The 26,581-nt window shown below is 68.2% G+C and carries 25 protein-coding genes; 11 read left to right on the top strand and 14 right to left on the bottom strand.

Annotated elements, in window-relative coordinates; all coding sequences use genetic code 11:
* From KY572_RS19290 to KY572_RS19265, 6 genes are all read left to right on the top strand, one after another.
* Positions 1 to 1,329: an HlyD family secretion protein gene (locus tag KY572_RS19290; protein WP_224244337.1), complete on the top strand. Its 1,329-nt coding sequence runs from the start codon at positions 1 to 3 to the stop codon at positions 1,327 to 1,329.
* Entirely contained in the window at positions 1,326 to 2,750 is a 1,425-nt protein-coding gene (locus KY572_RS19285) for a TolC family protein (RefSeq protein ID WP_224244336.1), read from the top strand. The genes KY572_RS19290 and KY572_RS19285 overlap by 4 nt, the downstream gene beginning before the upstream one ends.
* 431 nt (positions 2,751 to 3,181) lie before the next feature.
* Complete coding sequence (locus KY572_RS19280; RefSeq protein ID WP_224244335.1) at positions 3,182 to 3,697, top strand: hypothetical protein; 516 nt, start codon at positions 3,182 to 3,184, stop codon at positions 3,695 to 3,697.
* A gap of 321 nt (positions 3,698 to 4,018) precedes the next feature.
* Positions 4,019 to 4,741: a glycoside hydrolase family 25 protein gene (locus tag KY572_RS19275; protein ID WP_224244334.1), complete on the top strand. Its 723-nt coding sequence runs from the start codon at positions 4,019 to 4,021 to the stop codon at positions 4,739 to 4,741.
* Between the two features lie 101 nt (positions 4,742 to 4,842).
* Positions 4,843 to 5,157 (top strand): hypothetical protein, encoded by a 315-nt coding sequence (locus tag KY572_RS19270; protein WP_224244333.1) that lies wholly within the window; start codon positions 4,843 to 4,845, stop codon positions 5,155 to 5,157.
* Between the two features lie 60 nt (positions 5,158 to 5,217).
* Positions 5,218 to 6,189: an MsnO8 family LLM class oxidoreductase gene (locus tag KY572_RS19265; RefSeq protein WP_224244332.1), complete on the top strand. Its 972-nt coding sequence runs from the start codon at positions 5,218 to 5,220 to the stop codon at positions 6,187 to 6,189.
* A gap of 69 nt (positions 6,190 to 6,258) precedes the next feature.
* Here KY572_RS19265 and KY572_RS47820 read toward each other — a convergent pair whose 3' ends face one another.
* Together KY572_RS47820 and KY572_RS19255 are read right to left on the bottom strand one after the other, a co-directional pair.
* Positions 6,259 to 7,857: a PE-PPE domain-containing protein gene (locus tag KY572_RS47820; protein WP_317987868.1), complete on the bottom strand. Its 1,599-nt coding sequence runs from the start codon at positions 7,855 to 7,857 to the stop codon at positions 6,259 to 6,261.
* A gap of 128 nt (positions 7,858 to 7,985) precedes the next feature.
* Entirely contained in the window at positions 7,986 to 8,513 is a 528-nt protein-coding gene (locus tag KY572_RS19255) for a GNAT family N-acetyltransferase (protein WP_224244331.1), read from the bottom strand.
* Positions 8,514 to 8,697: 184 nt separating this feature from the next.
* Between KY572_RS19255 and KY572_RS19250 the strand changes: the two genes are divergently transcribed.
* Positions 8,698 to 9,036: a hypothetical protein gene (locus KY572_RS19250; protein ID WP_224244330.1), complete on the top strand. Its 339-nt coding sequence runs from the start codon at positions 8,698 to 8,700 to the stop codon at positions 9,034 to 9,036.
* 428 nt (positions 9,037 to 9,464) lie between these two features.
* Here KY572_RS19250 and KY572_RS19245 read toward each other — a convergent pair whose 3' ends face one another.
* From KY572_RS19245 to KY572_RS19210, 8 genes are all read right to left on the bottom strand, one after another.
* Positions 9,465 to 10,601: a DUF4062 domain-containing protein gene (locus KY572_RS19245; protein WP_224244329.1), complete on the bottom strand. Its 1,137-nt coding sequence runs from the start codon at positions 10,599 to 10,601 to the stop codon at positions 9,465 to 9,467.
* A gap of 293 nt (positions 10,602 to 10,894) precedes the next feature.
* On the bottom strand, positions 10,895 to 11,215 hold the full coding sequence (locus KY572_RS19240) for a hypothetical protein (RefSeq protein ID WP_224244328.1): 321 nt from the start codon (positions 11,213 to 11,215) through the stop codon (positions 10,895 to 10,897).
* 218 nt (positions 11,216 to 11,433) lie between these two features.
* A complete protein-coding gene (locus KY572_RS19235; RefSeq protein ID WP_407659974.1) occupies positions 11,434 to 11,676 on the bottom strand; it encodes a hypothetical protein in 243 nt (80 codons plus the stop codon).
* An 86-nt stretch (positions 11,677 to 11,762) separates the two neighbouring features.
* Positions 11,763 to 12,326 (bottom strand): imm11 family protein, encoded by a 564-nt coding sequence (locus tag KY572_RS19230; protein WP_224244327.1) that lies wholly within the window; start codon positions 12,324 to 12,326, stop codon positions 11,763 to 11,765.
* Positions 12,327 to 12,347: 21 nt separating this feature from the next.
* The gene (locus tag KY572_RS19225; RefSeq protein ID WP_224244326.1) at positions 12,348 to 13,700 is read right to left on the bottom strand and encodes an AHH domain-containing protein; all 1,353 of its coding nucleotides are present in this window, start codon (positions 13,698 to 13,700) and stop codon (positions 12,348 to 12,350) included.
* 367 nt (positions 13,701 to 14,067) lie between these two features.
* On the bottom strand, positions 14,068 to 15,513 hold the full coding sequence (locus KY572_RS19220; protein ID WP_224244325.1) for a serine/threonine-protein kinase: 1,446 nt from the start codon (positions 15,511 to 15,513) through the stop codon (positions 14,068 to 14,070).
* A 22-nt stretch (positions 15,514 to 15,535) separates the two neighbouring features.
* Positions 15,536 to 16,030, bottom strand: a complete 495-nt coding sequence (locus KY572_RS19215) for a nuclear transport factor 2 family protein (RefSeq protein ID WP_224244324.1) — start codon at positions 16,028 to 16,030, stop codon at positions 15,536 to 15,538.
* Positions 16,031 to 16,060: 30 nt separating this feature from the next.
* Positions 16,061 to 17,002, bottom strand: coding sequence for a hypothetical protein (locus tag KY572_RS19210; protein ID WP_224244323.1), 942 nt, complete (start codon positions 17,000 to 17,002; stop codon positions 16,061 to 16,063).
* Positions 17,003 to 17,083: 81 nt separating this feature from the next.
* Between KY572_RS19210 and KY572_RS19205 the strand changes: the two genes are divergently transcribed.
* The 3 genes from KY572_RS19205 to KY572_RS19195 all read left to right on the top strand — a co-directional run bounded on the left by KY572_RS19205 (position 17,084) and on the right by KY572_RS19195 (position 20,414).
* On the top strand, positions 17,084 to 17,488 hold the full coding sequence (locus tag KY572_RS19205) for a VOC family protein (RefSeq protein ID WP_224244322.1): 405 nt from the start codon (positions 17,084 to 17,086) through the stop codon (positions 17,486 to 17,488).
* A gap of 235 nt (positions 17,489 to 17,723) precedes the next feature.
* Positions 17,724 to 19,037 (top strand): hypothetical protein, encoded by a 1,314-nt coding sequence (locus tag KY572_RS19200; protein ID WP_224244374.1) that lies wholly within the window; start codon positions 17,724 to 17,726, stop codon positions 19,035 to 19,037.
* 159 nt (positions 19,038 to 19,196) lie between these two features.
* Positions 19,197 to 20,414: a hypothetical protein gene (locus KY572_RS19195; RefSeq protein ID WP_224244321.1), complete on the top strand. Its 1,218-nt coding sequence runs from the start codon at positions 19,197 to 19,199 to the stop codon at positions 20,412 to 20,414.
* Positions 20,415 to 20,445: 31 nt separating this feature from the next.
* Here KY572_RS19195 and KY572_RS19190 read toward each other — a convergent pair whose 3' ends face one another.
* Genes KY572_RS19190 through KY572_RS19175 form a run of 4 tightly spaced genes read right to left on the bottom strand, consistent with a single transcriptional unit; the run spans position 20,446 to position 24,838 of the window.
* Positions 20,446 to 21,600 (bottom strand): carboxylate-amine ligase, encoded by a 1,155-nt coding sequence (locus KY572_RS19190; RefSeq protein WP_224244320.1) that lies wholly within the window; start codon positions 21,598 to 21,600, stop codon positions 20,446 to 20,448.
* Positions 21,601 to 21,605: 5 nt separating this feature from the next.
* Complete coding sequence (locus KY572_RS19185) at positions 21,606 to 22,607, bottom strand: ATP-grasp domain-containing protein (RefSeq protein ID WP_224244319.1); 1,002 nt, start codon at positions 22,605 to 22,607, stop codon at positions 21,606 to 21,608.
* A complete protein-coding gene (locus tag KY572_RS19180; RefSeq protein WP_224244318.1) occupies positions 22,604 to 23,560 on the bottom strand; it encodes a type 1 glutamine amidotransferase family protein in 957 nt (318 codons plus the stop codon). The genes KY572_RS19185 and KY572_RS19180 overlap by 4 nt, the downstream gene beginning before the upstream one ends.
* A 60-nt stretch (positions 23,561 to 23,620) precedes the next feature.
* Complete coding sequence (locus KY572_RS19175) at positions 23,621 to 24,838, bottom strand: S8 family serine peptidase (protein ID WP_224244317.1); 1,218 nt, start codon at positions 24,836 to 24,838, stop codon at positions 23,621 to 23,623.
* Positions 24,839 to 24,928: 90 nt separating this feature from the next.
* Between KY572_RS19175 and KY572_RS19170 the strand changes: the two genes are divergently transcribed.
* Positions 24,929 to 26,479 carry a M17 family metallopeptidase gene (locus KY572_RS19170; protein ID WP_224244316.1) on the top strand — a complete coding sequence of 517 codons (1,551 nt, stop codon included), beginning with the start codon at positions 24,929 to 24,931 and terminating at the stop codon, positions 26,477 to 26,479.
* Positions 26,480 to 26,581 lie beyond the last annotated feature (102 nt).

Below are 26,581 nucleotides of genomic sequence, written 5' to 3'. Positions count from 1 at the left end.
ATGGCTGGCCATTCCCACTCCCTGCCCCTCACCCACGAGCAGGTGGAGCGGGCCGCCTTCACCCTGGTACGAGCCCCCCGCGCGGCCCACGTGCTGGCGCGCGTGCTGGTGGCCCTGGTGGCCACCACCGTCGCGGTGCTCGTGCTCGCGCCCTGGCAGCAGACCGCCATCGGCACCGGCCGGGTGGTGGCCTTCACCCCGGTGGAGCGCCAGCAGTACGTCGAGGCCCCCGTCGAGGGCCGCGTGGAGCGCTGGGAGGTCCGCGAGGGCAGCCGCGTGCGCAAGGGCGATCTCCTGGCGGAGCTGAGCGACAACGATCCGCAGCTGCTCTCGCGGCTCGAGCAGGAGCGCGAGGCGGTGAGCCAGCGGGTGGAGGCGGCGAAGGCGCGCGCGGCGGCGCTCGAGGCCCGCGTGGGGCAGCTCACCGGCTCGCGCACCCAGGCCACCTCCGCGGCCGTGGCGCGCGTGGCCATGGCGGTGGATCGCACCCACGCGGCCAGCCGCGCGCTCGAGGCGGCCGAGGCGGCGCACCGCACCGCCCAGCTCAACCTCGAGCGTCAGCAGCGGCTGGCGGCGGGCGGGCTCACCTCCACGCGCGCCGTGGAGCTCGCGGAGCTGGAGGCCGTGCGCGCCAGCACCGAGGCGGAGCGGGCCCGGGTGGCGCTGAGCGCGGCGCGCAGTGAGGAGGCGGCCCTGCGCGCGGACCAGGGCCGGGTGGGCAACGACGTGTCCGCCGCGGTGGAGGACGCCCGGGCCTCGCGCGCGGCGGCCCTGGCGGAGGTGGCCTCCGGACAGGCGGAGCTGGCTCGCATGGATGTGCGCCTGGCCCGTCAGCGCACCCAGCAGGTGCGCGCGCCCATGGATGCCACCGTGCTGCGGCTGGTGGGCGGCCTCGGCGGCGAGCTGCTGAAGGCGGGGGATCCGCTGGTGGTGCTCGTGCCGGACACCGAGTCCCGCGCGGTGGAGCTCTGGGTGGAGGGCAATGACGTTCCCCTGCTCTCGGAGGGACGGCACGTGCGGCTCCAGTTCGAGGGCTGGCCGGCGGTGCAGTTCAGCGGCTGGCCCTCGGTGGCGGTGGGCACCTTTGGTGGGAAGGTGGCGCTCATCGACTCCACGGATGATGGGAAGGGGAAGTTCCGCATCCTGGTCGTCCCCGACGAGAAGGATGAGGCGTGGCCCTCGGCCGCGTACCTGCGGCAGGGCGTGCGGGTGAATGGGTGGGTGTTCCTCAACCGCGTGCGGCTCGGCTATGAGCTGTGGCGCCGCTTCAACGGTTTCCCGCCCTCGGTGGACATGCCCGAGCCGGCGAAGCAGGAGGCGAAGAAGTGAAGCACGCGGCGTGGCGCGCCGGGCTCCTGGTGTGGCTGCTGGGCCCGGTGCTGGCGTGGGCGGAGGCGGATGCCGGAGCTCCGAGGGAGTCCCTCTCGCTCGAGGAAGTGCTCGTCGCGGTGGAGCGGCACTCCCCCGCCATCGAGGCGGCGCGCTGGGAGGCCGAGGGCGCGGAGGCCGAGCTGCTGGCAGCCCAGGGAGGGTTCGATCCGCAGGTGAAGGCACGGGCGGTGAGCACCCCCGTGGGCGGCTACCCCGCCACGCGCCTGGAGGGCACCGTGGAGCAGCCGACGAGCCTGTGGGGGGCCAACCTCTTCGCGGGCTGGCGCTATGGGGGTGGAGAGTTCCCCTCCTACGCGGAGCAGTACGAGACGAACGCGCTCGGGGAGCTGCGCGCGGGCGTGAGCGTGCCGCTCTGGCGCAATGGGCCCATCGACAGGCGGAGGGCGCAGCTCGCCCGGGCACGGCTGGGCACGGAGGCCGCTGGACACGCGGTGGCCCAGAGCCGGCTGGAGGCCACCCGTGCCGCCACGCTGCGATATTGGGACTGGGTGGCGGCGGGCCGCCGCTACTCCATCGCGGTGGCGCTGCGGCAGCTGGCGCGCGACCGGGACACCCAGCTGCAGCAGCGGGTGAGTAACGGCGATCTGGCGGCCTTCGAGCAGGTGGACAATCAACGGGCGCTGGTGCAGCGCGAGGGCCAGGTGGTGGCCGCCGAGCGGCTGCTTCAGCAGAGCGCCATCGAGCTGTCCCTCTTCCTGAGGAACATGGAGGGGCTGCCCGTGGTGCCCGAACCCACGCGGCTGCCGGAGCACTTCCCCGAGCCCGAGCCCGCCGAGCAGGCGGTGGGGCCGGTGGAGCTGGAGAGCGTGCTCGCTCGCCGGCCGGAGGTGTTGCGGCTGGAGGCGGCTCGCGCGCAGCAGCAGGTGGAGCAGCGGCTCGCGCGGAACCAGCGTGCGCCCGCGGTGGACGTGAGCGTGGCGGCCGCTAGAGACCTGGGCGCGGGCCCCGCGAAGCGCGGCAAGCCGGAGCTGGAGATAGGGCTCCAGGTGGAGCTGCCCACCCTCAACCGGGGAGCCACCGGCCGGGCCCGCCAGGCGGAGGCGGGGCTGGCGCGGCTGGAGGCCCAGCTCCGGCTGCAGCGGGACCGGGTGGGGGCCGAGGTGCGGGACGCGCTCTCCGCGCTGGAGGCCGCTCGCGAGCGCGTGGAGGTGGCGCGGCGGGAGCTGAGACTGGCGCGTGAGCTCGAGCAGGCCGAGCGCACCCGCTTCGAGCTCGGCGAGAGCACATTGCTCTTCGTCAACCTCCGGGAGCAGACATCCGCCGAGGCCGCCGTGCGCGAGGTGGACGCGCTCAGTGACTACCACAAGGCGGTGGCCAGCCTCCGCGCCGCGGCCGTCCTCCCCCTGGCGGTGCGCTGACACACTCGCGGGGCAGGCTCGCGAGCCGGCAGGCAGGTGGCAGCCTGATCGCTCGCCTAGATGACGTCTGTGGCCGTTCACCACGATGTGGCGTTTCGCGACGTGGCACCTTGGCTCCCGGGCGCCTGCCCGTAAGGTTCATCAGGGACGTCCCACGCGGCCGATGAGGGCGTGCACGGCGTTCCGCCTGCTACTGCTTTCCCGCCAGTACGCCCCAGAACCTCCGGAAATCAGGCTGCCGACGATTGCCGCGGGTGCATCGAAGCGACTCCATGGGGGGGCATGGACAAACATACACACCGAGTGGTCTTGCCGCGCGAGCCTCGGTGGCCCTCGAAGCTGGCACTGGCATTGCTAACCCCGTCGGCACGCCACGCACCGAGGTAGCAATTCCTTTGCTGCATATACCATCAGGAATCACGCGGCTCGCCTTGCTTGTCATCGGCTCCGCCGTGGGTGGCGCCTATGCCTATCATCACTACAAGGAGGCGGACTGGCAGCACCGCTATGACGAGTATCAGCGTCAGCTCCAAGGCAAGCTCACCGAGAGCGAAAAGCATCTACAGGAGCTGAACACGAAGCTCGACGTGGCGCACGGCCAGCTGGTGACCCAAGGGACGCTGGATGAGAAGTATCAGGCCCTGCTCACGTCCCGGGACACAGACTTCGAGAAGTTCCGTCGCGAGCATGAGCTCGCCCTGAAGAGTCTCTCCAACGCCGTCTTCGAGCTGCGGCAACAGAGCAAGGGAGGGACGGCGACAGCTCGCGAGGAGCCGTCCACCCCGGCGCAGCCCGGTGGGCCGCTCCCCACGGGCCCGGTCCAGAAGGTCATCTCCTACGAGTTCACGGACAAGGACGGCCGTATCCACCTCAAGGATCCGGACATCTGGGTGCAGGGGGACGAGGAGCTTCAAGTCCGGCAGTTCTTCCGGGTGGAGGGCCGGTAGGCGTCGCCGGGGGGCTCTCCTCGGACTTCCATTCCCTGACGGGCAGCGGCGCGGACGCGTTCCTCACCTACTCCCCTTCCTTTCGCGGCAGGGAGCTGGGGCTCGTCCTGGGAGGTGGCGTCCATCTGCCCATGGCCGGGCCGCAGCGGGTCCGGCCCAGCGTCACCCTCAACTTCGTCGTCTATTGATTGAAGGAGTGCATGGATGAGTTCATGGATGGAGCATGCGAAGTCTCTGGCGATGATGGGAGCCATGCCGCTGCTCGTGGCCTGTTCAGCTCCCTCAACGACACTCCAGGTTCGAGCAGCAGCGCCTGAGCCCGTGGTTCCAAGCGCGGCTCCGCCCCCCAGCAACGGCTCCACCGAGGCAACGGCACCCGTCGCGGCCCAGGCGCCCCAGGCGCGAGTGCAGGGCATCGACGTCTCTCACTACCAGCCGACTGTGGACTGGAACGCCGCGAAGGACTCTCTCTCCTTCGTCTTCGTCAAGGCGACGGACGCCACGAGCGTGGTGGACTCACACTTCGCCGCGCACTGGAGCGGGGCCAGGAAGGCGGGGTTGCCCAGAGGGGCCTACCACTTCTTCCACCCGAAGCATGACGTGGACCAGCAGGTCGCCAACTTCACCCAGCACCTGAAGAGTGACCCGGGAGAGCTGCCCCCCGTCGTGGACGTAGAGGAGTTCAAGGACGAGTACCAGGCCTTCACCTGCGCGGAGCTCGCCGGGATGCTGCAGCGCTTCTCCCAGGGCGTGCAGAAGGAGCTCGGGCGCAAGCCGATGATCTACACGAACCATCAGACCTGGCGGACGAGCTTCTGCGACCATCCCTACTTCAATGACCATCCGCTGTGGCTCGCTCAGTACACGAGCCACCCCGGCCAGCAGCCGGCGCTGCCTCCCGGATGGAAGCACTGGCAGTTCTGGCAGTACACGGAGTCAGGCAAGGTGAGTGGCATTCCAGGCGCGGTGGACCAGAGCTTTTTCAACGGCTCCGCGCAGGATCTGAAGGCTCTCTCGAGCGCGGGCGCCTCGACCGACCTGTGAGTCCATTCACAGGTCTCTCGTGAAGTGGCCGACAGCCCGGCACATCGCAACTGGCTACCATTCATTCCCCCCCCGAAGCACCACTACCGAGGAACACACACATGGGCCAATGCGGCTACATCACTCATGACTCGGGCATGAGCACCTTGTCCTCGGGGACCGCGTTTGCCAACGCCGGCAACGTCATCACTCAGACCACGAGCATCTTCGGACAGCTCACCCTGGGCGCGCGATACTTCGACATCCGACCGGTCATCAGTGGTGGGCAGTTCAGCACGGGGCATTATGGCCACGTCGACCAGATCAACTCCTCGGATGCGGCGTGCTTCCTGCTCTCCTGGTACACCGACGCCATCTCGACCTCGAACATCGCTGCCCTGGCGATGGCGGTCAACAGCAAGGCCATCTTCGGCTGAACGCGCGCGGCAGCGGCGTGGGAGCTCCTTTCCACGCCGCCCGCATGGACCGGTATCCCCATGAGTACAGGCATCCGGCTGGGCGTCCTCGACTTCAGTCCCATCAGCCCGGGCACCCACGCCCGCAAGGCGCTGTTCGACACGCTGTGCCTGGCCCGTGCCGCGGACTCCCTGGGCTTCTCTCGTTACTGGCTTGCCGAGCACCACCAGCTGGACGTGGCCCACCACAGCCCCGAGACGTTGCTGCCCCTCATCCTCGGTGCCACGGAGCAGCTGCGAGTGGGCGTGGCGGGCATCCTGCTGAGGCTCCACAGCCCCATGCGCGTGGCCAAGGCCTTCCGGACGCTGAACAGCTTCTTCTCGGGAAGGCTCGATCTGGGCGTCGCCGGAGGCAAGGCCAACTCCGCGGTCATGAGGGCCATGCTGGACCACGAGGTGGCGCCTGAGTCACAGAGCCGCGCCGAGTTCGCTCGGCGGTTCGGTGAGCTGATGGGCTTGCTGCGTGACGAGTCGCCACTCACCTTCAACCCACCCGAGGAGGACAGCCTCCCCGTCTGGCTGCATGGCTCCAGCAGCCTCGAGACAGCGGAGCTGGCTGCCCGGTATGGCACCTGCTTCGGCTGGTCGCTCGCCCATCCCTTCAGCCAGGACCGCACGGCCGTCGTCGAGCACTACCGCCAGAGCTTCCGTCCGCGGCTGGGGCAGCCCCGCCCCGAGTGGGTGGTCGCCATCGCGGGGGTGTGCGCGGAAACAGAGCGGGAGGCGCACGCGCTGGCGCGCGAATCCCTGGACTGTCCGGGCGAGCTGGCCATCGTGGGCACCCCCACCCAGTGCCGTGAGAAGCTCGAGGCCCTCCGCCACCGCTATGGGACGGACGAGTTCATCCTGCGTCCCCTCGAGCGGTCCGCGGAGGCGCGTCTGCGGTGCCTTCGCCTCTTCGCTTCAGCCCTCGGCCTGCGGAGGCCTGAAGCGCCCGGTCCGGCGGGCCCTTCGTCAACCTACGTTCTCCCAGGCGCTCCGCCGCGGCTGTGATGGCACCCGTCGTCACGACCTCGACGAAGAGCGACATGTCGCCCAGCGGCGGAGGGCTCGGGGCGCGGCTCAGAACTCCCCGCGGCGGGCCTGGTCGAAGGGCACCCGGTGCTTCATGTAGGTGCCGTTGAGCAGGTGCGCCTCACCGGGCTTGAAGATGCTCGCCTCGGAGAAGTGGTGCACCACCGCGCCGCGACCCGGATCGCGGAACGGATCCAGCGCGTTGCCCTGTCCGAAGAACAGGGGGACGATGTCCCGGTCGTTCACGTAGTGCACGTACTGGGGGCCATCCGGGTAGCTGGCCGCGGCGCCACCGAAGGTCTCCACCTTGATGCGGCTCATGTACTGCTCGACCTGCGCCTGGGACATCCCGTCCTCGATGCGCAGCCGGTTGGCCAGGTGCTTGAGCGCGCGCGAGGTGACGAGCGCCCCCTGGCTGTAGCCCATCAGGTGCACGTCCCGGCCCGCCTTCAGCTCCGCGTAGACGGTGTCCGCCAGCGTGTCCACGGCGGGGTTGGTGCCCTTGTCCAGCTTGTCCTTCACGCACTGGATGAGGTCCGCGCCCGCGCCCTCGGTGGAGTTGTGCACGCCCACCACGCGAGCGCCCGAGGCCTCCGCGACGTGCCGCATCTCCGCCTGCTGGCCCGCCAGGTCCGTGGAGATGCCGTTGACGTAGATGACCGTCTCCGTCGGGTTGGGGTTGCCCCAGGGCGTCACGCCGGGGATCTGATCGAGCGGCGTGCCGGGCTCGAACGTCTGGCCGTCGGCGCCCACCAGCTTGCCGTCGAACTGGCGATCCGGCTGCGAGCCCAGGCCGAAGAACTGCAGCGCGCCCTTGACGCCAGAGACGACCTTGTTCGCCACGTTGCCGACGAAGTCCCCCACCGCCTGGGCGGCATTGCCGATGGCGTTGCCCACCGTGTTCACGACGTTCTTCGCGGTGTCCACCACCGTGTCCACGGCGTCCTTGACGACGTCCACCACCTTGTTGAACGCCTTGCCGATGGCCTTGAAGGGCTTCCAGAACTCCACCTCCACGTTCTTGCCGTGAACCTGGATGGTGCCCTTGTCGTTCTCCGCGCGGATCTCCGCCACCTGGGCCTGGGTGAGCTTCTCGCCGCCGAGCACGCGCCGGAACAGCTCGCCCTCGTCGCCCTGCGAGTCCACGGTGTTCAGCTGCGCATCCAGGTGGTGCCCGGCCTCCTCCACATAGGTGGCCGCCGCCAGCGAGGGGTCCCCCTGGAGCGCGCTGTTCAGGAACACCGTGCCGGACTCGGCGTCATACGCGCCGTGGGCCTCGCCGAGCACGTCGGCGCCCACGTACTTCACGGGCGGCATCCAGCCAAAGTCCCCCGCCTGCGCCTGCTGGCGGAACTGCTCGGCCTTGGCGGCGTCATAGCCCTCGCCGAAGACGCCGCGCAGCGTGTCGTGGAACTGCTGCTTGTCCGCGGCGAGCGTGCCGAACTGCTGCCGGAGCTGGGACTGGACGTCCCCCGCCCCCGGCTTGGGCGCCGCGAGCGTGTTCCGGGTGAGCGCCTTGCTCTCGAACCCATCCTTCAGGGCAGGGCGAGCGGCGGTCCCCTCGCGCTTCGCGAGCGCGGTGGACGGGGTTTTGGGGTCGAGGACCCGCTGGGGAGTGTGTACAGGGTGGTTGTTATTGAGTCTCATGCCCGGATTATCCCTACCGGGTGTCCCAGGTTTCCCGGACGGCGCCTCAGGGCATGAAAAAGATGCTCCCGATTGGAAGTTCCTCTCAGCGCCTGAGAAGAACCCACGCGGGGTGATGGGGCGACCCCTCACCCCCCCGGGGAGAGGAGCCGGCGCATCGCGCATCGGCGCTCGGCTGGCAGCCCCTTCAGGGCTTCATCCCGCAGGACGGCGGACAGGCGCTCACCGATCGCGTCCCCCTCCAGCGTCTCGAAGCCGAGGCGGGCATAGAAGGGCTCATTCCAGGGAACACCGCGGAAGGTGGTCAGGGTGAGGGCTGAAATCCCCTCCCGCCGGGCGTACGCCTCCACCGTCTCCATGAACCGCCGACCCACGCCGCGGCCCTGATGGCTCGAGTGGACCGCGAACTCCCAGATGTGCAGCTCGTCGCCCACTCGCTCCGCATTGAGGAAGCCGACGAGGGGGCCTTCCTCGAGCTGCGCCACCCAGACAGTCCCCTGGGCAATGCGGCCCAGGTGGACCTCCGCCGACATGACTCCCGTGTCGGCAATCCAGGCCAGGTCCGGCAGGGTGCGGAAGAGCTCCCCGGCCGAGTGCTCGATGTCCGGCAGCAAGGCGGCGTCGGTGGAGACGGCGTGGCGGATCTGGAATGCCATGGTGTGTCGAAACCCAACTAATCTCGCGGACATGAATTCCTGGCAACGCCCTTTCGCTCTTCGCACCCTCTCCCTCGTCCTGGCGCTCGGGGTCGCCTCGACTGGGCATGCTGAAGCGGATCCCGACTCCCTCACACCCTTCTTCGAGACCCAGTTCAAGGCGTTCCCCGCGACGTCGGTTCCCTTGAAGGCCAAGGCCGCGCTCCAGTGGAACAAGAAGGCCCGCCGCTATCGCACGCGGCTCACGCAAGCCTGGGCGGAGGCGAAGGAGCCCAACTTCGCGGGGCACTTCTACGCGGTGGAGGACATCGGCTGCGGTACCGGGTGCCTGGTCGTCTTCGTCATCGACTGGAACACCGGGGAGATCTTCTCCCCGCCCGAGGACCATTACTTCGAGGCCCGTAAGGACAGTCGGCTGATGATCCTCAAGCCCTACGAGTTCTGCTCCGCGTACGGGCCTCCCATCCTGCTGGAGTTCACGGGGAAGCTCTTTCGAGAGGTGAAGCACGACCGGTGCCGGTGACTTTCACCTCGCCGGGCCCGGAGCACCCCGCCCCGTCCTCCTCGCTGGAGGAGGGGCTTTCTCCTGCCCTTAGTCGTGACCCCACGTTCCGAAGCACACCGGGCCTGGATGGTCCGGGCATTCCCGGGCGCCACTGCAGTAGCACGTGACGACGTATGCCTTGGAGCAGCAGGCGTTGGGAGGAGGCGAGGCTGGGCGGCTTCGGCGGCCAGTCCCACTGGGGCCTGCTTCAGGTACTGGCGCCGTGCCTCACGCCGCTGCTGCTCATCTGGGGTCTTGGGCTCGCCACGGTTCATGAGGAGAAGCAGCGGTGCGCGATCCACCGGTCCTCTCTCAGGCGCTCTCGACGCTCATTTCGGGCAGTTGCTTACTGGGTCGTTTATGGAACCGACTATGTTCCCGGGGTCTGTATAGGCTCGCTCAGGGCTTCATTCGGTTGGAGGCGCCTTCTTCAACGCTACGCGCTTCACTGGCACCTCGTTCTGTGCCTTCTCTTGTCCAAGCGCGCCTGTCGGCGTCCCTGGGGCCGATGCAATCTCCGACAGTTCTGACAGCGGCGCTGCGCTGGCCGCGGAGCCGCTCTTGAGGGATGCGGCCTCAGACTTGGTGGTGTTGCTCTGCTCTGCCTTTTTCTTGGCTGCCCTTTTCGCTTTGACGGCGGCAACGAACTTCTTTCCTGTATCCGTCAAAGCCAACCGTTGCCACGCCACGTTACGTGGAATGGGGGTAAAGTCGGTAAGGCCGTAGACGGAGAGCCGCGTTGCCACTCCGTAAAAGAGGCGAGCCTCTGATTTGGACGCGCCGAATGCATTTGAAACTCCACGCGCCAAGTCGTCGGCGAACGCAATCATGGCTACGAGCGCGGTGGTCTCCCTCTCCTCTTCTGGGTCGCCTACGACGACATAGACCTTTTCCTCATTCAAGACTGTATACAGTTCGTCGTAGGTTCTTCCGGCGAACACCGACTCTTTTCCCTTGGCCTGGACCTTGGCGAGTTGCTCCTCCAAGTCTTTATTGCGCTTTCTGAGTTCGTTCAGGTCCGCCAACACCTCGCTACTCGCAACCGCATTTGCACGTACCCACCCTATGGCAGGGTAGAGTTTCATCGTCATGCTCAGGCTAAGCGCCACCAGTCCCGGTAGGTCGCTTGGCTCCTTCCAGTATTGGACCAAGCGCCCAGTCGATGCCTTCTCACGAAACTTGGCGAGTTTCTTAGCCGCCGCTGGGGACTTGTCCGTCTTGCCTGCCGCAATCTGATCGGGTTGCCCGTGAATCAGCGCGATTACCTTCAACCCCTGCTGCACAGCATAGTCATACTCTTTCTCGGTAAAACTGATGCCCTCCGTCGTCAACGACCCATATCGACCACCAATTATGAGTAGATAGTAGTCGCAGTCGTTGATCACTCTCTTAATGAACTTCCACTGCTCCTCGTCGGCTGCCGGAAACAGTTCCATCCCGGCAGGGATGCAATCCAACTGCATGATGGTCTGGAAAACCTTCGTTCGCTCCTCTCGAAGGTCGTTGTAGGTCGAACTGATGAATACTTGGTATCGCTTCTCCATCGCTCCCTGTCTCTTCCCGGCTTAAGGTGGGCCCAGAACGTCACAGCAGCTAGACCGCTCCAATACTCCCTCTTCTCAGCACGCCGGTAGGAATCGATCAACAACCCTGGTTGGCCACGAGGCGGTCATGCCGCCCTCCGGTGCACGCCGGACCCACTGAGGTTCGCTCGGACGATGGCCTCTGCCACCTCGGGGCAGACGGAGTTCCCGATGAGGCTGGCCTGGTCAGCCTTCGCGGTCGCCGCGCTGAGGTCAATCTCGTCCGCGAAGCGAACGAACTGTGCTCACGCCAGCTAGTCCGAACCGAGCATCCTCATTCCAATATCCTCAATCTCGTAGTCGTCCCCGTTCACGGTGACGATGCCAAAGCAGTCCTTGGACACGATCGACGGCATCGGCTGGCGCGGCTCCACCCACTCTCCGCCGTTCGAGTAGTAGGCCATAAGGAAGGCCCGCACCTCCGTCACGTAGGTGCGGCCTGCGGTGAGCGTCGGCGTCGGCTGGCGCACGTCCGCGCCATGGCACTCGCCGCGCAGTTTCACCAGCGTTGCGGCAGCGAGGGCGTGGTATTCCTTCGCGGTGATGGTGTCCAGAGGCCTGCCGTCGAACGGCACGCCGCCCCCCCGAAGTGCTTTGCCAGGAAGGCCGCCACCAATGCGTGCTTGTTCCCCGTCGCCACTACCGTGCCCAGCGGCTGGTGCAGATCCAGCACGCTCGGCGCCTGTCCTGGGCGTTCCCCTAGCCCGTCTGAATCATGGTGGGCGCGATGACGCCGCCCGACGTCGGCACGATGAAGGGGTTCGGGTTGTTGAGCACGAACCGATCCGGGCCCCTAGCGACCCGTACCAGCGTGTTCTCTGCGAGCGGATGCCTCACCCCGAGCGCTCGCCTCCTCCTTCGTGAGGAGCGCCAGCTTGAGCGCCACGGCAGGCGCCTGCTCCTGCCCCACCTGGACCGCGCGATAGACGGCACCGTGCACGCCCCGGCCCGCCCAGGCCACCACGCGCCAGCGCCCCACCACCGTGCCCGCTGGCAGCAGGGCTGGGTGCAGCTCGAAGTCAGGTGGGCGCTCCATGGTGAGGGCCTCGTGCAGTGGAGCCAGACGCTCCCAGGTCCCCTCGCAGCCTACTCCACGAGTAGGTTCACGTCAGTGTCGCTTGACTAGACGTCCTCGAATCGCGTCCCTGTGGCCCCCATGCCTTCCAAGGCGTCCTTGATCTGCTCGGCCACGATCAGCGGGCTGCTCCACCCTTCACAGCGAAACACCTTCGTGCTTCCCACCTTGGCCTTGTCGATGCGCATGTCACGCACGGAGGCATATCTACCGACCATCTCTGGAATGCCGTTCTCATGGGTCCAGAGCCGAATCCGGGACGCCTGTTCGTCGATACAGCGGATCAAGCGAGTAGCCACGAGGATGAGGTACTGGTCCGGCTGGCCCTCCACATCCACGGGGATCAGTTGCACGTCGTCCGGGGCCAACTCCGCGAACATGGACGCGACTCGGACATGGACCACCGGGATGTTAAGACCCGCCTCTGAGTAGTCCAGCGGCTTGCCCTCGACCTCGATGGGGATTCTCAAGCGGCTCTTGATGTGGACGGGCGTTCCTCTCCAGAACTCGTAATCGTCCACTTTGACGCCCTGGGTGTTCCGGGGCATCGCCAAGTGCCAACGGTTCGGGAACGTCACGTCGTCGGCTAGCTCGAAAAAGCGCTTGGACATGGACTCCACTTAGCGCGGTTGCTACCGGGTGACGAGTTGGTTCAGTTGTGTTCCCGGGGTTGCGATTTCCTTCGCCAGTTCCTTGAGGGCCTCCTTCAGCCTCGCACGGCACTCCACGACGCTGCGACAGGTCGCCGTTGCTTCGAGCAGTTCCCTGAGAACGATCTGGTGATACCGCTCGGGGTGTGGTCCGTAATGCCCCGCCAGTGGCATCTTGTTCGCCGGGTCCTCCATCGACATTCCCGCCTTGGCGAAGATCTCCCGGAACCTTGGGGTCCACGGGCCCCCGCGCCTGGTGTCCTTGTCGTTGCAGATGGTGGCGATGTGGTGCGTGTCGACGCAAGGACCCTTGCCGCGACCAGGCCGCGCCGCCATAGCGACCACGTTCGCGGGCAGCGTGATGCTCACGCCCTCGGCAGTGACCGCGATCTCCTCCACCGCGCCCAGCGCGGGCAGCGAGATGCCTGCCTGAGCTTCGGCCTGTATGGCCACCTGCGCCGAGCCGGGCAGCGTCGGCACCTTCGCCGCGAACAGTGGCGCCGTCGAGCCAATCGCCGCGACCAGCAGCATGGCGAACGCGCGCGCGGCCTCTCGCCCGATGATCTTCCCAAACCTCTCGCCCGCCTCGCGGAGCTGCTCGAAGGTGGTTGCCACCTTCGCCGCCTCCGTCAACTCACTCCAGCCCGTCACGAGGTTGCGGAGCGTGTCATAGCCCACATACAGGAGCATCCCGACGCCCAGCGCCGCCACCAACCCCGGAGCCATGGGATTGAGGAGCATGATCAGCAGCATGGAACCCAACGTCCACAGGGCCGTGCTGACAAGCGCGCGGAATTCGACCATCTCTCCAAGCGCCTTCTTCATCTCGTCCAGCACCGGGCTCTTGCTCATGGCCAGAGCCCAGACGTTGCGGCCTTGCATGTCCAGGTAGCGGCCACCCACCAGCGCGCCCCCGAGACAGTCTCCGTAGAAGTTGTAGGCGCTCTGGCACCAGAGCCGATAGCGTTCCGCCAAAGCCAGATCCTCTTTCGTCACCGGGGCGTCCCAGGGCGCGCCGGGCCCTGCTGGCACCAGCTTCTGATCCTGCTGGAGGTAGAGGTAATCGCCGCTCTGCGGGTCCATCTGAAACGCCTGCTCCGCCGTCTGGCGCGGAGTGCCTGTCAGCCGCACCTCGCGCGCAAGGCGTCTCACAGCCTGCTGGAACTCCTCTTCCTCCAGCTCCATCGGTTGCAGGTCAACGGTGCGGGGAACGTGGACGACGGCTCTGCCCTGGCCGGTGTCCTCCACGAGGGGAACCTTCGGGATGCTGGTGCACCCAAGGACCAACACCAGCAACAGCGCTTCGGCCTTCCAGAGAACTCGCCACCGCAGCATGTGTCACCCCTTCGTGCGAGGAGGTGATCAGGGTAGAGAGCAGCCACGGAGAAGAGGAGGAGCCGCCGGGTGACGCCTGTGCGTCAGCTCCAGACGCCCTGCGGGGACAACCTCCCGCCCGGCGCTGACGACTGGACGCTCGCCGCCTCCCCGCTGTCTCCCACGTAGCGCCGCGCCGCTGCAACGGTCCTGCCTGCTGGGTCGCGCGCCGCGCGCTCAGGTCGTTATGCGCCACCGGCCCCGAGCGGGCGCTGTCCGCAGCGCTTCCCAACGTGCGCTCCGCAAGAGGACAGCCCTCGTCACGGCGGCGCCGCGCTCCTGAATCTCAGGGGCGCGGTGCCGCCATTTCCGTTGTCCACGGAGTACCTCAGGGAGTGCCCATGGGGCTGGAGTTGGGTTGTCGGCCGTGCCTCAGCACTGGCATGTAGCACTTGTTCTTGAACATGCTGCCCATGTGGATGTTGAGGGCCGCCTCCTCACAGGCCTCTCGGTCCAGTGGCGTCTCCCACCAGCAGCCTCCGTTGAAGGCCACCTGCTTCTTCTGCGGGCAGCGCCCCTTGGAATCGGGCCGGAGTTGCTCCGGCAGCGGCGCGGGCAGCGTGTCCTCCGCTATCCCCTTCGGCTCTGGAAATTCAGCAGCGGTGCTCATGGACGTGGACGCAGCAGCCTCGCCGAGCCCCACCGTCCCCGCGTCCGAGCGGCCAGCGGCCTCATCCCCAGCGAGTGCCAGGGAGGCCGAGTCCTCGGTCCGCAACGCCCCCACTGCCCATGCGCACATGGCCACCGCCAGCACCGCCGCCAGGGCGAGCCAGGCCCACCCGCCGCGTGTGCTCACCACAGGCACGGGCACGGCATCCGCCGGCCCCTCAGGAGCGGGGGCCGCGGGGCGAGGCTGACTGAGACGCGGCGCAGGCGCGTCCGCGAGAGCAGGCAGCGCGTCCTGCTCCAGGGCCTCGGCCAGCTGCTCCGCCGTTCCTCGCTCCTCCGGACGCACCGAGAGCAGACGACGGATCCACGTGCGCAGCACTGGCTCGATGTGCCCCTTCCTCCGCAGCGCGGCGGGAAGCCTCACGCAGTCCACGTGCCACTGCCCGCTCTCATCCCTCCACGGCGCACTCAGCTCCGGATACTCACCAGTCACCAGCCGGCACGCCGTCACTCCCAGCGCGAAGAGGTCATCGCTCGCTCGCGCGCGGTACTGCACCGAGCGGTGGCGGTTGAACTCCACGCACCAGGCCTCCGGAGAGCGGTAGGCGGGCGTGCCTGGGTGCACGGTGAGCGGCGTGAGGGTGGCCGCTCCCGGGTAGTGGCACGTGCCGAAGTCCGTGAGCAGCGCACGCCCGTCGGCATAGCGCACCAGGATGTTGTCGCCCTTTACGTCCCGATGAACGGCCCCCTGGGCGTGGAGCTCCTGGAGCGCGCGTGCCAGCTGGGCCAGCATCCGCCGCACCTGCGGAGAAGCGCGCGGGTACAAGGCCTGCTCATAGAGCGGCGCTCCATCCACCCAATCCATCGCCACGAACGGATGCAGCGTGCCGCCCGGCGCCTGCCACTCCCCGGAGCCCCACAGCCGCGGAATGCTGGGGTGGCGCATGCGCGACAGCAGCTCGCCCTCGCGCTCGAAGCGGGGATCCTCCGGGAACAGGGCCAGCTTGAGCGCCACGGCAGGCGCCTGCTCCTGCCCCACCTGGACCGCGCGATAGACGGCGCCGTGCACGCCCCGGCCCGCCCAGGCCACCACGCGCCAGCGCCCCACCACCGTGCCCGCTGGCAGCAGGGCTGGGTGCAGCTCGAAGTCAGGTGGGCGCTCCATGGTGGGCTCCTCGTCGCGTGCTTCAGACGACCTGCTTGCCCTGCACGAACTCCAGGCCTAGCAGGTTTCCACGGTAGTGGACGGGGTCCAGCAGCACCTTCCGGATCTTCCACCCCTCGGGCGTCTTCTCGGTGGAGAACGTGTAGCGGGCGATGATGGTCCACTCCTGGGGCACGCCCCCCAGCAGGAAGTAGTGGGCCACCTCCGCGTAGGCCATCACCTCCGCCTGGGTGTCGCTCTTGAACTGGATGCTCACGCTCGTGGCCGTGGCGTGCTGCACCCGCTTGAACGACCTCAAGCCCTTCCTGGCGATCTCAGGCATCTCCTCCCGCTTGAGCGTCACGATGCCTGAGCCCATGAACCGCGAGTAATCCGCCGTGACTTCGGGGGTGAAGACGTTCGCCCAGCGGCTCCAGTCTCCCGTGTCCTGGCCGTAATCGATGGCCTGGCCGTACTCCACCGCCAGCTCCTGAAGGGAAATCCAGTCCAGAACGTACGGCAGACCCTTCTCTCTCATCACCCTGCTCCTCGTTGTCTACGCTGTTGTCTACGATTGCCCAGCAGCGCCGAAGTCCCGGGCCGCATGCGCCCTCAGGATGTTCGCGAAGCTCGCGCGCTGTCGTGCCCCGGAGCGGCGGAGTGGATCCATCCCGGCAATCCAGAACGCATTGACCCGCCTCGGATCCTCGCCCACCACCTCGACGAGCGCCTCCAGGAGGTGCCGGACACGATCCGGCTCGCGCCTCGCCGTGGCGGGCACCACGTTCCACTCGCGCTCCACCACTGCGGTGAGGATTTCCTCCTCCCAGGTGACCACCCGAAAGACGATCGTGAGGGAACCGTCCGGCTGCTGCTCCGTCGTCACCCAGTGGAGGGTGGTGGAGTCCCCCTCGATCCCTGGCAGGCCGTCGAGCCAGTCCTTCAGCGCCTCGGGCGAGAGCTCCTTCCCGAGCAGAGGAGCCTCTTCGACGGTCTCTTCGGCCAGGAGGTCGAGCGCCGGCTTGTCGGGAGCACCCGTGGGAGAGAACGCAATCGAGCCGATCCGCTTTCCCCCACTTTCGAAGTACGTCGCGAAGGCATCGAGCCGTCGCGCCTCCAGATCGAAGACATAGACGTAGGCCACGGCATTCGGATCCTGCGAAGACACCGCTGGGCCTGGCTCCTCCTGCGTGAAGCGCTCGGTCGATGTCTCCTCCCGGGGTGTGGCGCCGAACACCGACTGGAGACTCTTCAGGAGCCCGCGTTCGGTCGCGCCCTGCATCGGGACATTGATGCAGTTGGACCAGCCCCAGGGGGCTTCATCGATGAGCTGCCGCACGACGGCCCTCATGTCGCCCTCCATGGACTGCACGCGCTGGATGAGGTGCTGCCCGAGGCCCTCGGGGTTCCCATCCCAGTGATGGTAGACACCCCGCCAGGGTCGCTCGGACACTTGCTCGGGGACACCCGAGCCCGAGGTGTACACAGCGATCGCTCCTGGAGTCGACATGGCACGCTGCTCCGTCGAGGCCCGCTCGACGCGGGTGTCCTTCCCTTCTCGGCTCCTCCAGCTTCTGGCATGGTGCCGCCCATGGCGAGAGTTACCGGAATCGGGGGCGTCTTCTTCAAGTCGAAGTCAGATCACAAGCAGCTCGCGGCCTGGTACGAGCGGCACCTGGGCTTGCGGCTCGAGGAGTGGGGCGGCGCGATCTTGAAGTGGCCAGAGGACAAGGCCGATGACCGCGGCCTCACCGTCTGGCACGTCGCGGAGAAGAACAGCCAGTGGTTCAGCCCCAGCGACTCCAGCTTCATGATCAACTATCGCGTGGATGACCTCGACGAGCTCCTGACGCAGCTGCGCCGCGACGGCGTGCAGATCGTCAAGGGACCGGAGTCCCACGAGAACGGCCGCTTTGCCTGGATCCTCGATCTCGACGGCAACAAGGTCGAGCTGTGGCAGCCGATGGCGTGGGACGAGAAGAACAAGCAGCGCTGACGGCTCGCGGGCCTTGCCTGCTGCGGTAGCCGAGCCATGAACGAGGCCGGCAGCCTGGCTCCTGACCTGGAGCAGCCGGCGCGCTACGATGGCCGACGTCGCACCCCACCGTGGCCTCCGAGGTAGACGCTCCATGGGAAAGGACAACTCGACTCCCGGTGGGGGACCGCCCCGCTCCCGCCCATCCCCCAAGGATGCAGCGGAGGATCGAGGCTCCACGGCTCCGACGGTTCCCATGAAGGCCATTCCCGTGCCGGAGGCGGACCGCTCCTCCAGCGCGCCCACCGTGCCCATGCGGCCGATTCCGGTGCCGGGCTCGGATCGCTCCTCCAGCGCGCCCACGGTGCCCATGCGCCCCATCGCCGTGCCGAAGGAGCGAGATGCCTCGAGCGCTCCGACGGTGCCGATGAAGGCCGTGCCCATCCCCTCCCCGGCCGTGCCCATCCACGCCCCGCTCACACCCGACTCCGAAAAAAAGGGTGCGGCGCCCACGCCAGTCAGAGCCCCTGTGCAGGCGCCACGCGTCCAGCCGCCACCGGCTCCGCGCCCCATGGCACCACCGCCGAGCCCCTCCCGGCAGCCACCCGCCCCCGCCGCACCGGCAGCCGCGCCACCCGCCGCCCCCGTGGTGGTGGTGGCCCCCTCGAGCGAGCCCTCTCGCACCTCGCCAGGCGCGGTGAAGACGGGCGAGCGCGCAGCGGTGCGAACGGGAGAGCGCAGCGCCGTCGGGACCGGGCCCCTCTCTCCGGCGCCACGGCCGGGACCGGCCCAGCGTCCCGCGGAGGCTCCGCGCCAGCTCACCCTCCGCGTGGAGGAGCCCACCCCTCGCCAGGCGAAGCCACCGGACCTCGAGGCACCTCGCAAGGTGGGGCTCTCCACGTCGGTGGCGGTCAAGGCCAACAAGCTCCACCAGCTGCTCGAGCAGGCCCAGCGAGACAAGAAGAGCGTGTCCCTGCGCAAGGGCTCGTCGCGCTCCAGCCGTGCCCCCTTCCCCTCGGTTCGGCCCGATGCCCCCGCGGCGGGTGCCTCCACGCCGCGCACGCAGTCCGTCCAGGCCCCCGTGGAGAGCCTCCCCGGCAAGCGCACGGTGGCGCTCACCCAGGCCGTCATCGACCAGTACGCCGTGGCGACCAACCCTCGCTACAAGCCGACCCCCAAGGAGCCGCTCGAGGCGGGGCACCTCTTCGTCTTCGACGTGATGAACTCCCTGCACACCACGCTGGGGCGCGCGTTCGCCACGGGCTACCCCGTCACCTTCCGGCCAGGGACCCTCGGGGAGCTCTGGAAGTGGCTGAGCGAGGACGCGCTCTCGCGAGGCTGGCGCCTGGTGGAAGGCAAGGCCGCCCTGCTGGAGGCGGCGGCGAGAGGACTGCCCATCATCGCCATGGCCGACACCCCCTTGGGTCCCCGGCTCGCCGTGGTGGAGCCAGGCCCTCCGGGGCCGGATGGCAGGCCGCGCCTGGCCAGCGCGCACGAGCCGCGAGGCCCGCGGCAGACGGCGGAGCAGCTCTTCGGCTCCAGCGTGGTGCGCTACCTGTCCCACGAGTGACGGCCCGTATTCGCTCGGCCCGAGCCTCATTTCCTCAATAGAATCAGCATCTTACCCCCTGCCGACGCGCGCTCCCCTGGAGCGGCCGGCAGGGGGGCGGCCGAGGAGCCCGGGGCCTGCGCGTGCGCCCTGGCGTGCGTGGTAATTTCCCCGCCGCCCATGCACCCCGACCTCCGTCGCGTCTACAACCAGCGCTTCTCCCCCGAGTTCTACGAGCGGTACCTCAACCGGCTGCAGTCCGAGGTTGGCCCGGTGCCGTACCGCCTCGCGGAGTCGCCGCTCTTCATCCCGCCGGCCACGCGCGATCGCATCTTCCGCTACACGAGCGAGATCATCGCCCAGCTGGCGGAGCCGGAGAAGCTGGCCCGCGCCCGCCGCGCCGTCCCGCCCGAGTTCGACGTGCCGGGACAGGACGCGTCCCCGGACATCATGACCGTGGACTTCGCCGTGGTGCGCGGCGAGGACGGAGAGCTCGACGGGCGCGTGGTGGAGCTCCAGGCGTTCCCCTCGCTGTTCGCCTTCACGATGATCCAGGCGCGCATCTTCAACGAGCTGCTGCAGCAGCAGATCCCGGGCGTCTCCTCGGGAGGCTTCCACTGCTTCGCTCCCGGCTACGACTTCGACAGCGCGCTGGCCTTCTTCCGCCGCGCGCTGCTGGCCGGCCACCCGACGGAAGAGGTCATCCTGCTGGAGATCGAGCCGCACCGGCAGAAGACGCTCCCGGACTTCGTGGCCACGCAGCTGCTCACGGGCATTGATCCGGTCTGCGTGACGGAGGTCATCCGCGAGGGCCGTCAGCTCTTCCGCATGAAGGACGGCCGGCGCCTGCCCATCCGGCGCATCTACAACCGGGTGGTCTTCGACGAGCTCCAGCAGAAGAAGCCGCCCATGGCATTCAAGTTCACGGACGAGCTGGACGTGAGCTGGTTCCCGCATCCCAACTGGTACTGGATGTGGTCCAAGTTCTCGCTGCCCCTGCTGGACCACCCGGCCGTGCCCAGGGCCACGCCCCTGTCGCAGCTCAAGCAGGTGCCGGCGGACCTCGAGAACTACGTGCTCAAGCCGCTGTTCTCCTACGCGGGCGCGGGCGTGAAGGTGGACCCGACGCCCGAGGACGTGGCCGGCGTGCCGGCGGAGCAGCGCGACGGGTGGATCCTCCAGCGGAAGATCACCTACGCGCGCGAGATGTGGACGCCGGACGGCGCGGGCGTGGCCGCGGAGATTCGCGTGCTGTGCCTGAAGGACCAGGGCCAGGCGCTGCCCCAGCCCCTGCTGAACCTCGTCCGCCTGTCCCGAGGCAAGATGCTCGGGGTGGACTTCAACAAGGGGCTGGACTGGGTCGGCTCCTCCGTGGCGCTCTGGCCGAAGGCGGAGTAGCCCCGCCCTCGGCCCTGGAAAGCCGCCAGGCCTACCCGGTCTGGCTGGCGGACGCGGGCGACGAGCTCACCCCTCGCATCGTCTCCTCCACCAGCCAGCGCGCCACCGCGCGGGTGTCGTTGTTGCTGTTCTTGTACACCTCGAGCTGCCGCTCCGCGGACGTGCCCTCCTTGAGGATGTTGCGCACGTTGGCGACCTCATGCGAGGTGCCCAGCAAGTCCGAGGCCTCGGAGACGAACTCGATCATCTCCTCGAGCAGCTCCGCGTACGGGCGCTCCTTCTGCTGGCCGAAGTCGATGAGCTTGCCGCGGATGCCGTAGCGGCTGGCCCGCCACTTGTTCTCCTCGACGAGCGGGGACATGTAGTGGCGCCAGGACATGTTGCGGCGCTGCAGCAGGTAGAGCTTGGCCACCAGCGCCTGGATCAGCGAGACGATGGCGATCTCCTGGTGCAGGTTGGTGGGCATGTCGCAGATGCGGACCTCCACCGTGTCGAAGACGTGGTGGACGCGCACGTCCCACCAGATCTTCTTCCCGTTGTCGATGCAGTTGGTCCGGATGAGCAGGTCCACGTACTCCATGAACTGGGAGTAGCTCTCGAACGTGGGAGGAATGCCGGTGCGCGGGAAGCGCTTGAAGATGAGCGTGCGCTGGGACTGCTGGCCCGTCGCGCGGCCCAGCCAGAACGGCGAGGACGTGGAGAGCGCCAGCAGGTGCGGCAGGAAGTAGCGGATCTGGTTGGCCAGCGCGATGGCCGTCTCGCGGTCCTTGATGCCCACGTGGACGTGGAGCCCGAAGATGAGGTTGCCTCGGGCGATGTCCTGCAGGTCCTCCACGATGAGGTGGTAGCGCGGGTTGGGGGTGATCTCCTGGTTCTTCCAGTCGCTGAACGGGTGGGTGCCCGCGGCGACGATGTTCATCCCGCCCTTGCGCGCCAGCCGGTCCAGCTCGAGCCGCATCTCGGTCAGCTCCGAGCGGACCTCACTGATGTTCTTGCAGATGCCGGTGCCGACCTCGACGACGGACTGGTGCATCTCCGCGCGGACGCGCTCGCGGAGCACCGTCTTGCCGTCGTCCATCATCTTGGAGATGTACGAGCGCAGCTCGTGCGACTGCCCGTCGACGATCTGGAACTCTTCCTCGACACCCAGCGTGAACTGCCCATCCAGCAGAGACGATGCTCCCATGTGCATTACCTCGCCTTCGCGACGGCGGACACAGCAGCGGCGGCGCGGGGAGCGGCGGTGGAGGCCGCCGGCCGAGCCGTCTTCTTCTCCAGGTAGCGCTGCCACGCGTGGTTCATGTCGTTCTTGCGGCCCTCGCGCGCGGCGCTGATACACAGCTCCGACATCTTCTCCAGGCACCACTCGTAGTTGTCCGGGAGGATGTGGTGCGGATACATGTCCGGGGCCGGGTTGGTGAAGTCGATGGCATAGGGGACGCCATCCTTGATGGCGAACTCCACCGAGTTCATGTCGTAGCCGAGCGCCCGGTTGAGCTCGCGCGCGCTGTCGATGATGCGGGCCTCCAGCGACGCGGGCAGGAAGTTCTTGTCCGGCAGGTAGCCGCGCGCCTTCACGTCGTAGCGGATCATCCGCACGTGCTCGCGGCCGATGACGAGGCAGCGCACGTAGTCATCGAACTCGATGAACTGCTGCATCGTCAGCACGAGCTGGCCGGACTCGTTGTAGACGCGCATCAGCTCGTCCATGTCGTTGACGCGGTTGACGTTGCGCCAGCCGCCGCCATCCGCCGGCTTGCAGATGGCCGGGAAGCCCACGTACCGGGCGATGCCCTCCCAGTCCAGCGGGTAGACGAGGTTGTTGAGCGAGCGGCGCGGATCGATGGCGGGGATGTACTCGCGCTGCGGCAGCATCATCGTCCGGGGGACGGTGACGCCAATGCGGGTGGCCAGCGAGAAGCCGAAGAACTTGTCGTCCGCCGAGAACCAGAACGGATCATTGATGACGTAGGTGCCGGCCAGCATCGCCGCCTTGAGGTGGAAGCGGTAGAACGGCACCTCGTGGCTGATGCGGTCGACGAGCACGTCGTACTTCGCGGTGAAGTTCTCCGGCGTCGCGTCGATCTTCGCCAGCTCCGCCTCGAAGCCCGGAACCTTGTTGATGCGCTCGATGAGCGCCATGGGGAAGTGGTCCCACTCCATCCCCGCCAGAATGCCAATCTTCTTGTTCACGAGTTGGTCTCCGCCGCGACGTTGGCCGCGGCCGCTGAAGGACGGCCGAAGGCATCCAGGCCCACGGCCGCGTCATAGGTCGGCATGTCCACCGGCGCCCAGTCACGATCCAGCGCCAGCGCGTTGAACGAGCGCGCCATCCAGCCGGGCAGCAGCAGCGCGTAGGTGCGCGCCAGGCGGGTGGGGTCATCAATGGTCTTGCACATGCGGCGGTAGATGAGCTCGCCGTACGTCTCGATGACGGCCTTGGCCTGCTCGGGGCGCTCGAGCCAGTTGAGCACGCCGGGGCGGTCGGCCTCGGGGTGGAAGATGGTGCCCTCGACGCCGGAGGCGAAGCGGAAGGCCATCAGCCCGCGGCCCTTGCTGTGGCCGTCGCGGCTCTCGCGGGCCAGGAGCGTGCCGCCCAGCTCGCGCAGCTTCTTCTCGTCCAGGTCCACCGCCTGCCAGCTGCGGTGCTCCCAGACGAAGAGCCGGTCCCCGAAGGGCGCGAACATGGGCGAGGCCAGGCCCTCGTCCGTCGGGTAGACGGGCATGATGCCGAACTTGCGCTCGCGGGGGATCATCCCGGCGATGCCGAAGTGCATCACGGCGATCTCGAACGAGTAGCAGACGGCGAAGAGGGACGCCGCGGAGCTGCCGTGCTGGAGCTGCCCGTCGACAATGCGGTCGATGAAGGAGCGGAAGCCGGTGGCCCAGCTCTCCTTGAAGCCGTCCACGGGGGCGTCGGGGCCGCCGGAGCTCAGGTAGAGATCGCAGTCGGCGGGCGGAGCCTCGCCGAGGTTGCGCGGCTGCACGTGCGTGGTGGTGACGGTGAGCCCTGGGTTACGGGCACGTACGCGCTCGGCGAACGTGGCGATGATGAACTTGAACGAACGGATGGCCTGGTTGGGCACACCGTTGTTCATGTCGATCAGGCCAATGCGGAGGTTCCGGGAACGGCCAGCGGGAGTCATGTGCTCCCCCGTCTACCCGGTTTCTCTCCGCGCTGAAAAGGGGGGGTGGCCCCAAACCTGCTAGCGGCGCCGCTCCGCCTCGGTGATGGCCGCCGCCGGCTGGACGACGCCCCACCCCTGGCGCTCCACGGCGACGCTCGGGAGCCGCCGCGCCGTAGCGATGAGAATTCGTTTGACCTCCCACGGTGCCAGCCTGGGATTGGCCTCGAGCATCTGCCCGACGATGCTGGTGACGATGGGGGCGGCGAACGAGGTGCCATCCACGTGCTTGTAGGCCCCTGAAACGACTTTCTGGTCTCTCAGCTTGGAGCCAATCAGCTGTCGGATGAGGTAGGGCGCATCGTTCTTCACCGAGTCCAGCTCGCGGATGACGCCGGGGCGCTCGTTGAGGACCTTGAGCAGCTCTGAGTCCGGGGTGCCGTCCAGCAGGGTGAGCAGCTCCGCCTCCTGGGCGGTGGGGGTGTCCGGGAGGATGGGGGCGACGACCCAGATGGCCGGCGCCATGACTTCCGGCTTTTGCAGACCATCGATGGTGGGGCCGAAGCAGGACCAATAGGTGCCCATGCGGCCCAGGCGGGGGTCGCCGCGGTCGTCCAGGCCGCCCACGGTGATGACGGCGGGGGTGCTGGCCGGGGAGATGACGCGGTTGTTGCCGTGGGCGGCGTTGCCGACGGCGCAGACGACGGTGATGCCGGCGCGGACGGCGTCCTCGGCGGCCTGGCAGATGGGGTCCACCAGGTAGCTGGCCTCGTAGTCGCCGCCGGCCGAGATGTTGAGCACGCGGATGTTGAGCTCGTCCTTGCGCGCGATGACCCAGCGGATGCCCCGGGCGATGTCGTCATGTTTCACGCGCGACAGGTGACCCACCTTCACCAGGACGACGTCCATCTCCGGCGCCAGGGACTTGTACTTCCCGTCGGAGAGGAAGCCGTTTCCGGCGGCCACGGTGGACGTCATCATCCCGTGCCACATGGAGTTGTCCGGCTTGCGGATGAGCTCCAGGCCCTCCTTGTCGTTGATGATGTCGTAGTAGCGGCGGATGCGGCAGCGCGGCTCCATCAGGTCCGGGTGGGCGAAGAAGCCCGAGTCGAGGAACGCGGCGGTGACTCCCCTGCCCTGGTAGTGCGGGTTGACCGCGAGGCGGCTGGCGATGGGGAGGATCTCCTCCAGCGAGGGCTCACCCTGCGGCCAGACGGTGTGGGGTTCCTGCTCGAGGAGCGGACGCTCGCCGTAGACGACGTCACCAGCGGGTTTGGGCTTGGTCGAGGTGTCGGACATGGGGGGCGAGCAAGATACCGGTCGTCTTCCGGTGCTGCCCAGTGGTTTTCCAGGCCTCTTCCCGAAAGGACCTGTGGGATGGTGCCGGCCGTGAACACGCCAATCAGCATCGCTGGTGCCGCGGAGATTTCTTCCGCGGCGAAGGACACGGACGCACTCGTGGTGATCGCTCCGGCGCCCCTGAGGGCCGCGCTGGAGGGGCTGGGGCTGCCGCAGGAGTGGAAGCGGGCGGTGGAGGCCGCACTCTCCGTGGATCGAGCCCTGGCCGAGGGCAGCCCGGGGCCCACCGTCGTGGCCGTGCCCTCCGCGCCGGGAGGACGGATCATCGTCATGCCGACGGCGCCCATCGTCCACGACACGGATGACTGCCGCGTGCTGTCGGAGGCGAGCGCCGTGGCCATCTCACGGGCCGTGCAGGCCGGGGCGTCGCATCCGCTGCTGGCCGTCGCCGTGCCGAAGGAGCCGCGCTTCGCTCGCGCCCTGGAGGTCTGCACCCTGGCGTCGGCGGCCACGGCGTGGGAGCCGCTGGAGGCGCGGGAGTCTCCCGCGCGCCGGGCCCCGCCCACGCAGCTGCGCAAGCTCTCGGTGCTGAACCTGCCGGGCCAGGCGGCGACGTGGGCCTCCGCGCTGGAGGCGGGCCGGGCGCTCTGCCGGGATCTGGTGACGGGAGGCCCCGAGCGCCTCACCCCGCTGCGCTTCGCCGCGTACTGCGAGGAGGCGTTCGCGGGCACGGGAGTGAAGGTGTCGGTGCAGCGGGATGTGTCCGGCTATCCGCTGCTCGCGGCGGTGGCTCGGGCGTCGATGGCGGTGGAGCACCACAAGCCGTGCGTGGTCTCGCTGGAGCTGGTTCCGGAGGGCCCCGTCACGCGCACCGTGTTCTTCGCGGGCAAGGGCGTCACGTACGACACCGGCGGCGCGGACGTGAAGACGGGCGGCGGCATGGCGGGCATGTCCCGCGACAAGGGCGGCGCGGCGACGGTGGCGGGGCTGGTGCGGACGCTCGCCGAGCGGAAGCTCCCCGGGCTGCGCGTGGTGGCGCTGCTGGGCATGGTGCGCAACAGCATCGGCGAGGAGTCGTTCGTCTCCGACGAGATCATCACGGCGCGCTCGGGCGTGCGCGTGCGCATCGGGAACACCGACGCGGAGGGGCGCCTGGTGCTGGCGGATCTGCTGGCGGCGCTCAAGGAGGGCGCGGATCCGGCGTCCTCCGTGCTCGTGTCGGTGGCGACGCTGACGGGCCACGTCTACCGGGCCTTCGGGCCGTACGTGGGAGCCATCGAGAACGGGGCGGCGCGGGCGCAGGGCTTCATCCGGACGCTGAGCGAGGTCGGCGAGCTGCTGGGCGAGCCGCTCGAGTCCACGGTGCCGCGGCGCGAGGACTACCTGTTCGTCGCGCCCAAGGCGCCGACGGAGGACGTGCTGTCGAGCAACCGGCTCGCCAGCGTGGACACGCCGCGCGGCCACCAGGGGCCCTTCGCCTTCCTGGACGTGGCGTCGGGGCTGCGCGGCACGAAGCTGCCGTTCGTGCACCTGGACATCTCGGGCGTGGTGGTGACGCCCCCGGACTGGCAGGCCGGCAGACCCACCGCCTCGCCCATCGCGGCGCTGGCTGAGGCGCTCGAGCTCCGGCAGCGCGGCTGAGCGGCCTGGCTCTCGGCAGGGACAGTCTCCCCTGCCCGTGGTCCGGGCCCCTGCCTGTCGGCCGGACTTGCTGCGAACTGGTATGACAAGCATACCAGTTGG

Origin of the sequence: Hyalangium gracile (assembly GCF_020103725.1) — a bacterium.
In the GTDB taxonomy this organism is placed as follows: Bacteria; Myxococcota; Myxococcia; order Myxococcales; family Myxococcaceae; genus Hyalangium; species Hyalangium gracile.
Note: the sequence above shows the minus strand (reverse complement) of the source record. Positions and strands in the feature narration are given on the sequence as shown.

Coding starts and splice junctions, on each gene's coding strand:
- KY572_RS19205 (WP_224244322.1), top strand. CDS start 17,084: ATGGCGAGAGTTACCGGAATCGGGGGCGTCTTCTTCAAGTCGAAGTCA.
- KY572_RS19195 (WP_224244321.1), top strand. CDS start 19,197: ATGCACCCCGACCTCCGTCGCGTCTACAACCAGCGCTTCTCCCCCGAG.
- KY572_RS19270 (WP_224244333.1), top strand. CDS start 4,843: ATGGGCCAATGCGGCTACATCACTCATGACTCGGGCATGAGCACCTTG.
- KY572_RS47820 (WP_317987868.1), bottom strand. CDS start 7,857: ATGAGACTCAATAACAACCACCCTGTACACACTCCCCAGCGGGTCCTC.
- KY572_RS19265 (WP_224244332.1), top strand. CDS start 5,218: ATGAGTACAGGCATCCGGCTGGGCGTCCTCGACTTCAGTCCCATCAGC.
- KY572_RS19290 (WP_224244337.1), top strand. CDS start 1: ATGGCTGGCCATTCCCACTCCCTGCCCCTCACCCACGAGCAGGTGGAG.
- KY572_RS19220 (WP_224244325.1), bottom strand. CDS start 15,513: ATGGAGCGCCCACCTGACTTCGAGCTGCACCCAGCCCTGCTGCCAGCG.
- KY572_RS19200 (WP_224244374.1), top strand. CDS start 17,724: ATGAAGGCCATTCCCGTGCCGGAGGCGGACCGCTCCTCCAGCGCGCCC.
- KY572_RS19235 (WP_407659974.1), bottom strand. CDS start 11,676: ATGGAGCGCCCACCTGACTTCGAGCTGCACCCAGCCCTGCTGCCAGCG.
- KY572_RS19180 (WP_224244318.1), bottom strand. CDS start 23,560: ATGACTCCCGCTGGCCGTTCCCGGAACCTCCGCATTGGCCTGATCGAC.
- KY572_RS19210 (WP_224244323.1), bottom strand. CDS start 17,002: ATGTCGACTCCAGGAGCGATCGCTGTGTACACCTCGGGCTCGGGTGTC.
- KY572_RS19225 (WP_224244326.1), bottom strand. CDS start 13,700: ATGCTGCGGTGGCGAGTTCTCTGGAAGGCCGAAGCGCTGTTGCTGGTG.
- KY572_RS19230 (WP_224244327.1), bottom strand. CDS start 12,326: ATGTCCAAGCGCTTTTTCGAGCTAGCCGACGACGTGACGTTCCCGAAC.
- KY572_RS19255 (WP_224244331.1), bottom strand. CDS start 8,513: ATGGCATTCCAGATCCGCCACGCCGTCTCCACCGACGCCGCCTTGCTG.
- KY572_RS19215 (WP_224244324.1), bottom strand. CDS start 16,030: ATGAGAGAGAAGGGTCTGCCGTACGTTCTGGACTGGATTTCCCTTCAG.
- KY572_RS19175 (WP_224244317.1), bottom strand. CDS start 24,838: ATGTCCGACACCTCGACCAAGCCCAAACCCGCTGGTGACGTCGTCTAC.
- KY572_RS19190 (WP_224244320.1), bottom strand. CDS start 21,600: ATGGGAGCATCGTCTCTGCTGGATGGGCAGTTCACGCTGGGTGTCGAG.
- KY572_RS19245 (WP_224244329.1), bottom strand. CDS start 10,601: ATGGAGAAGCGATACCAAGTATTCATCAGTTCGACCTACAACGACCTT.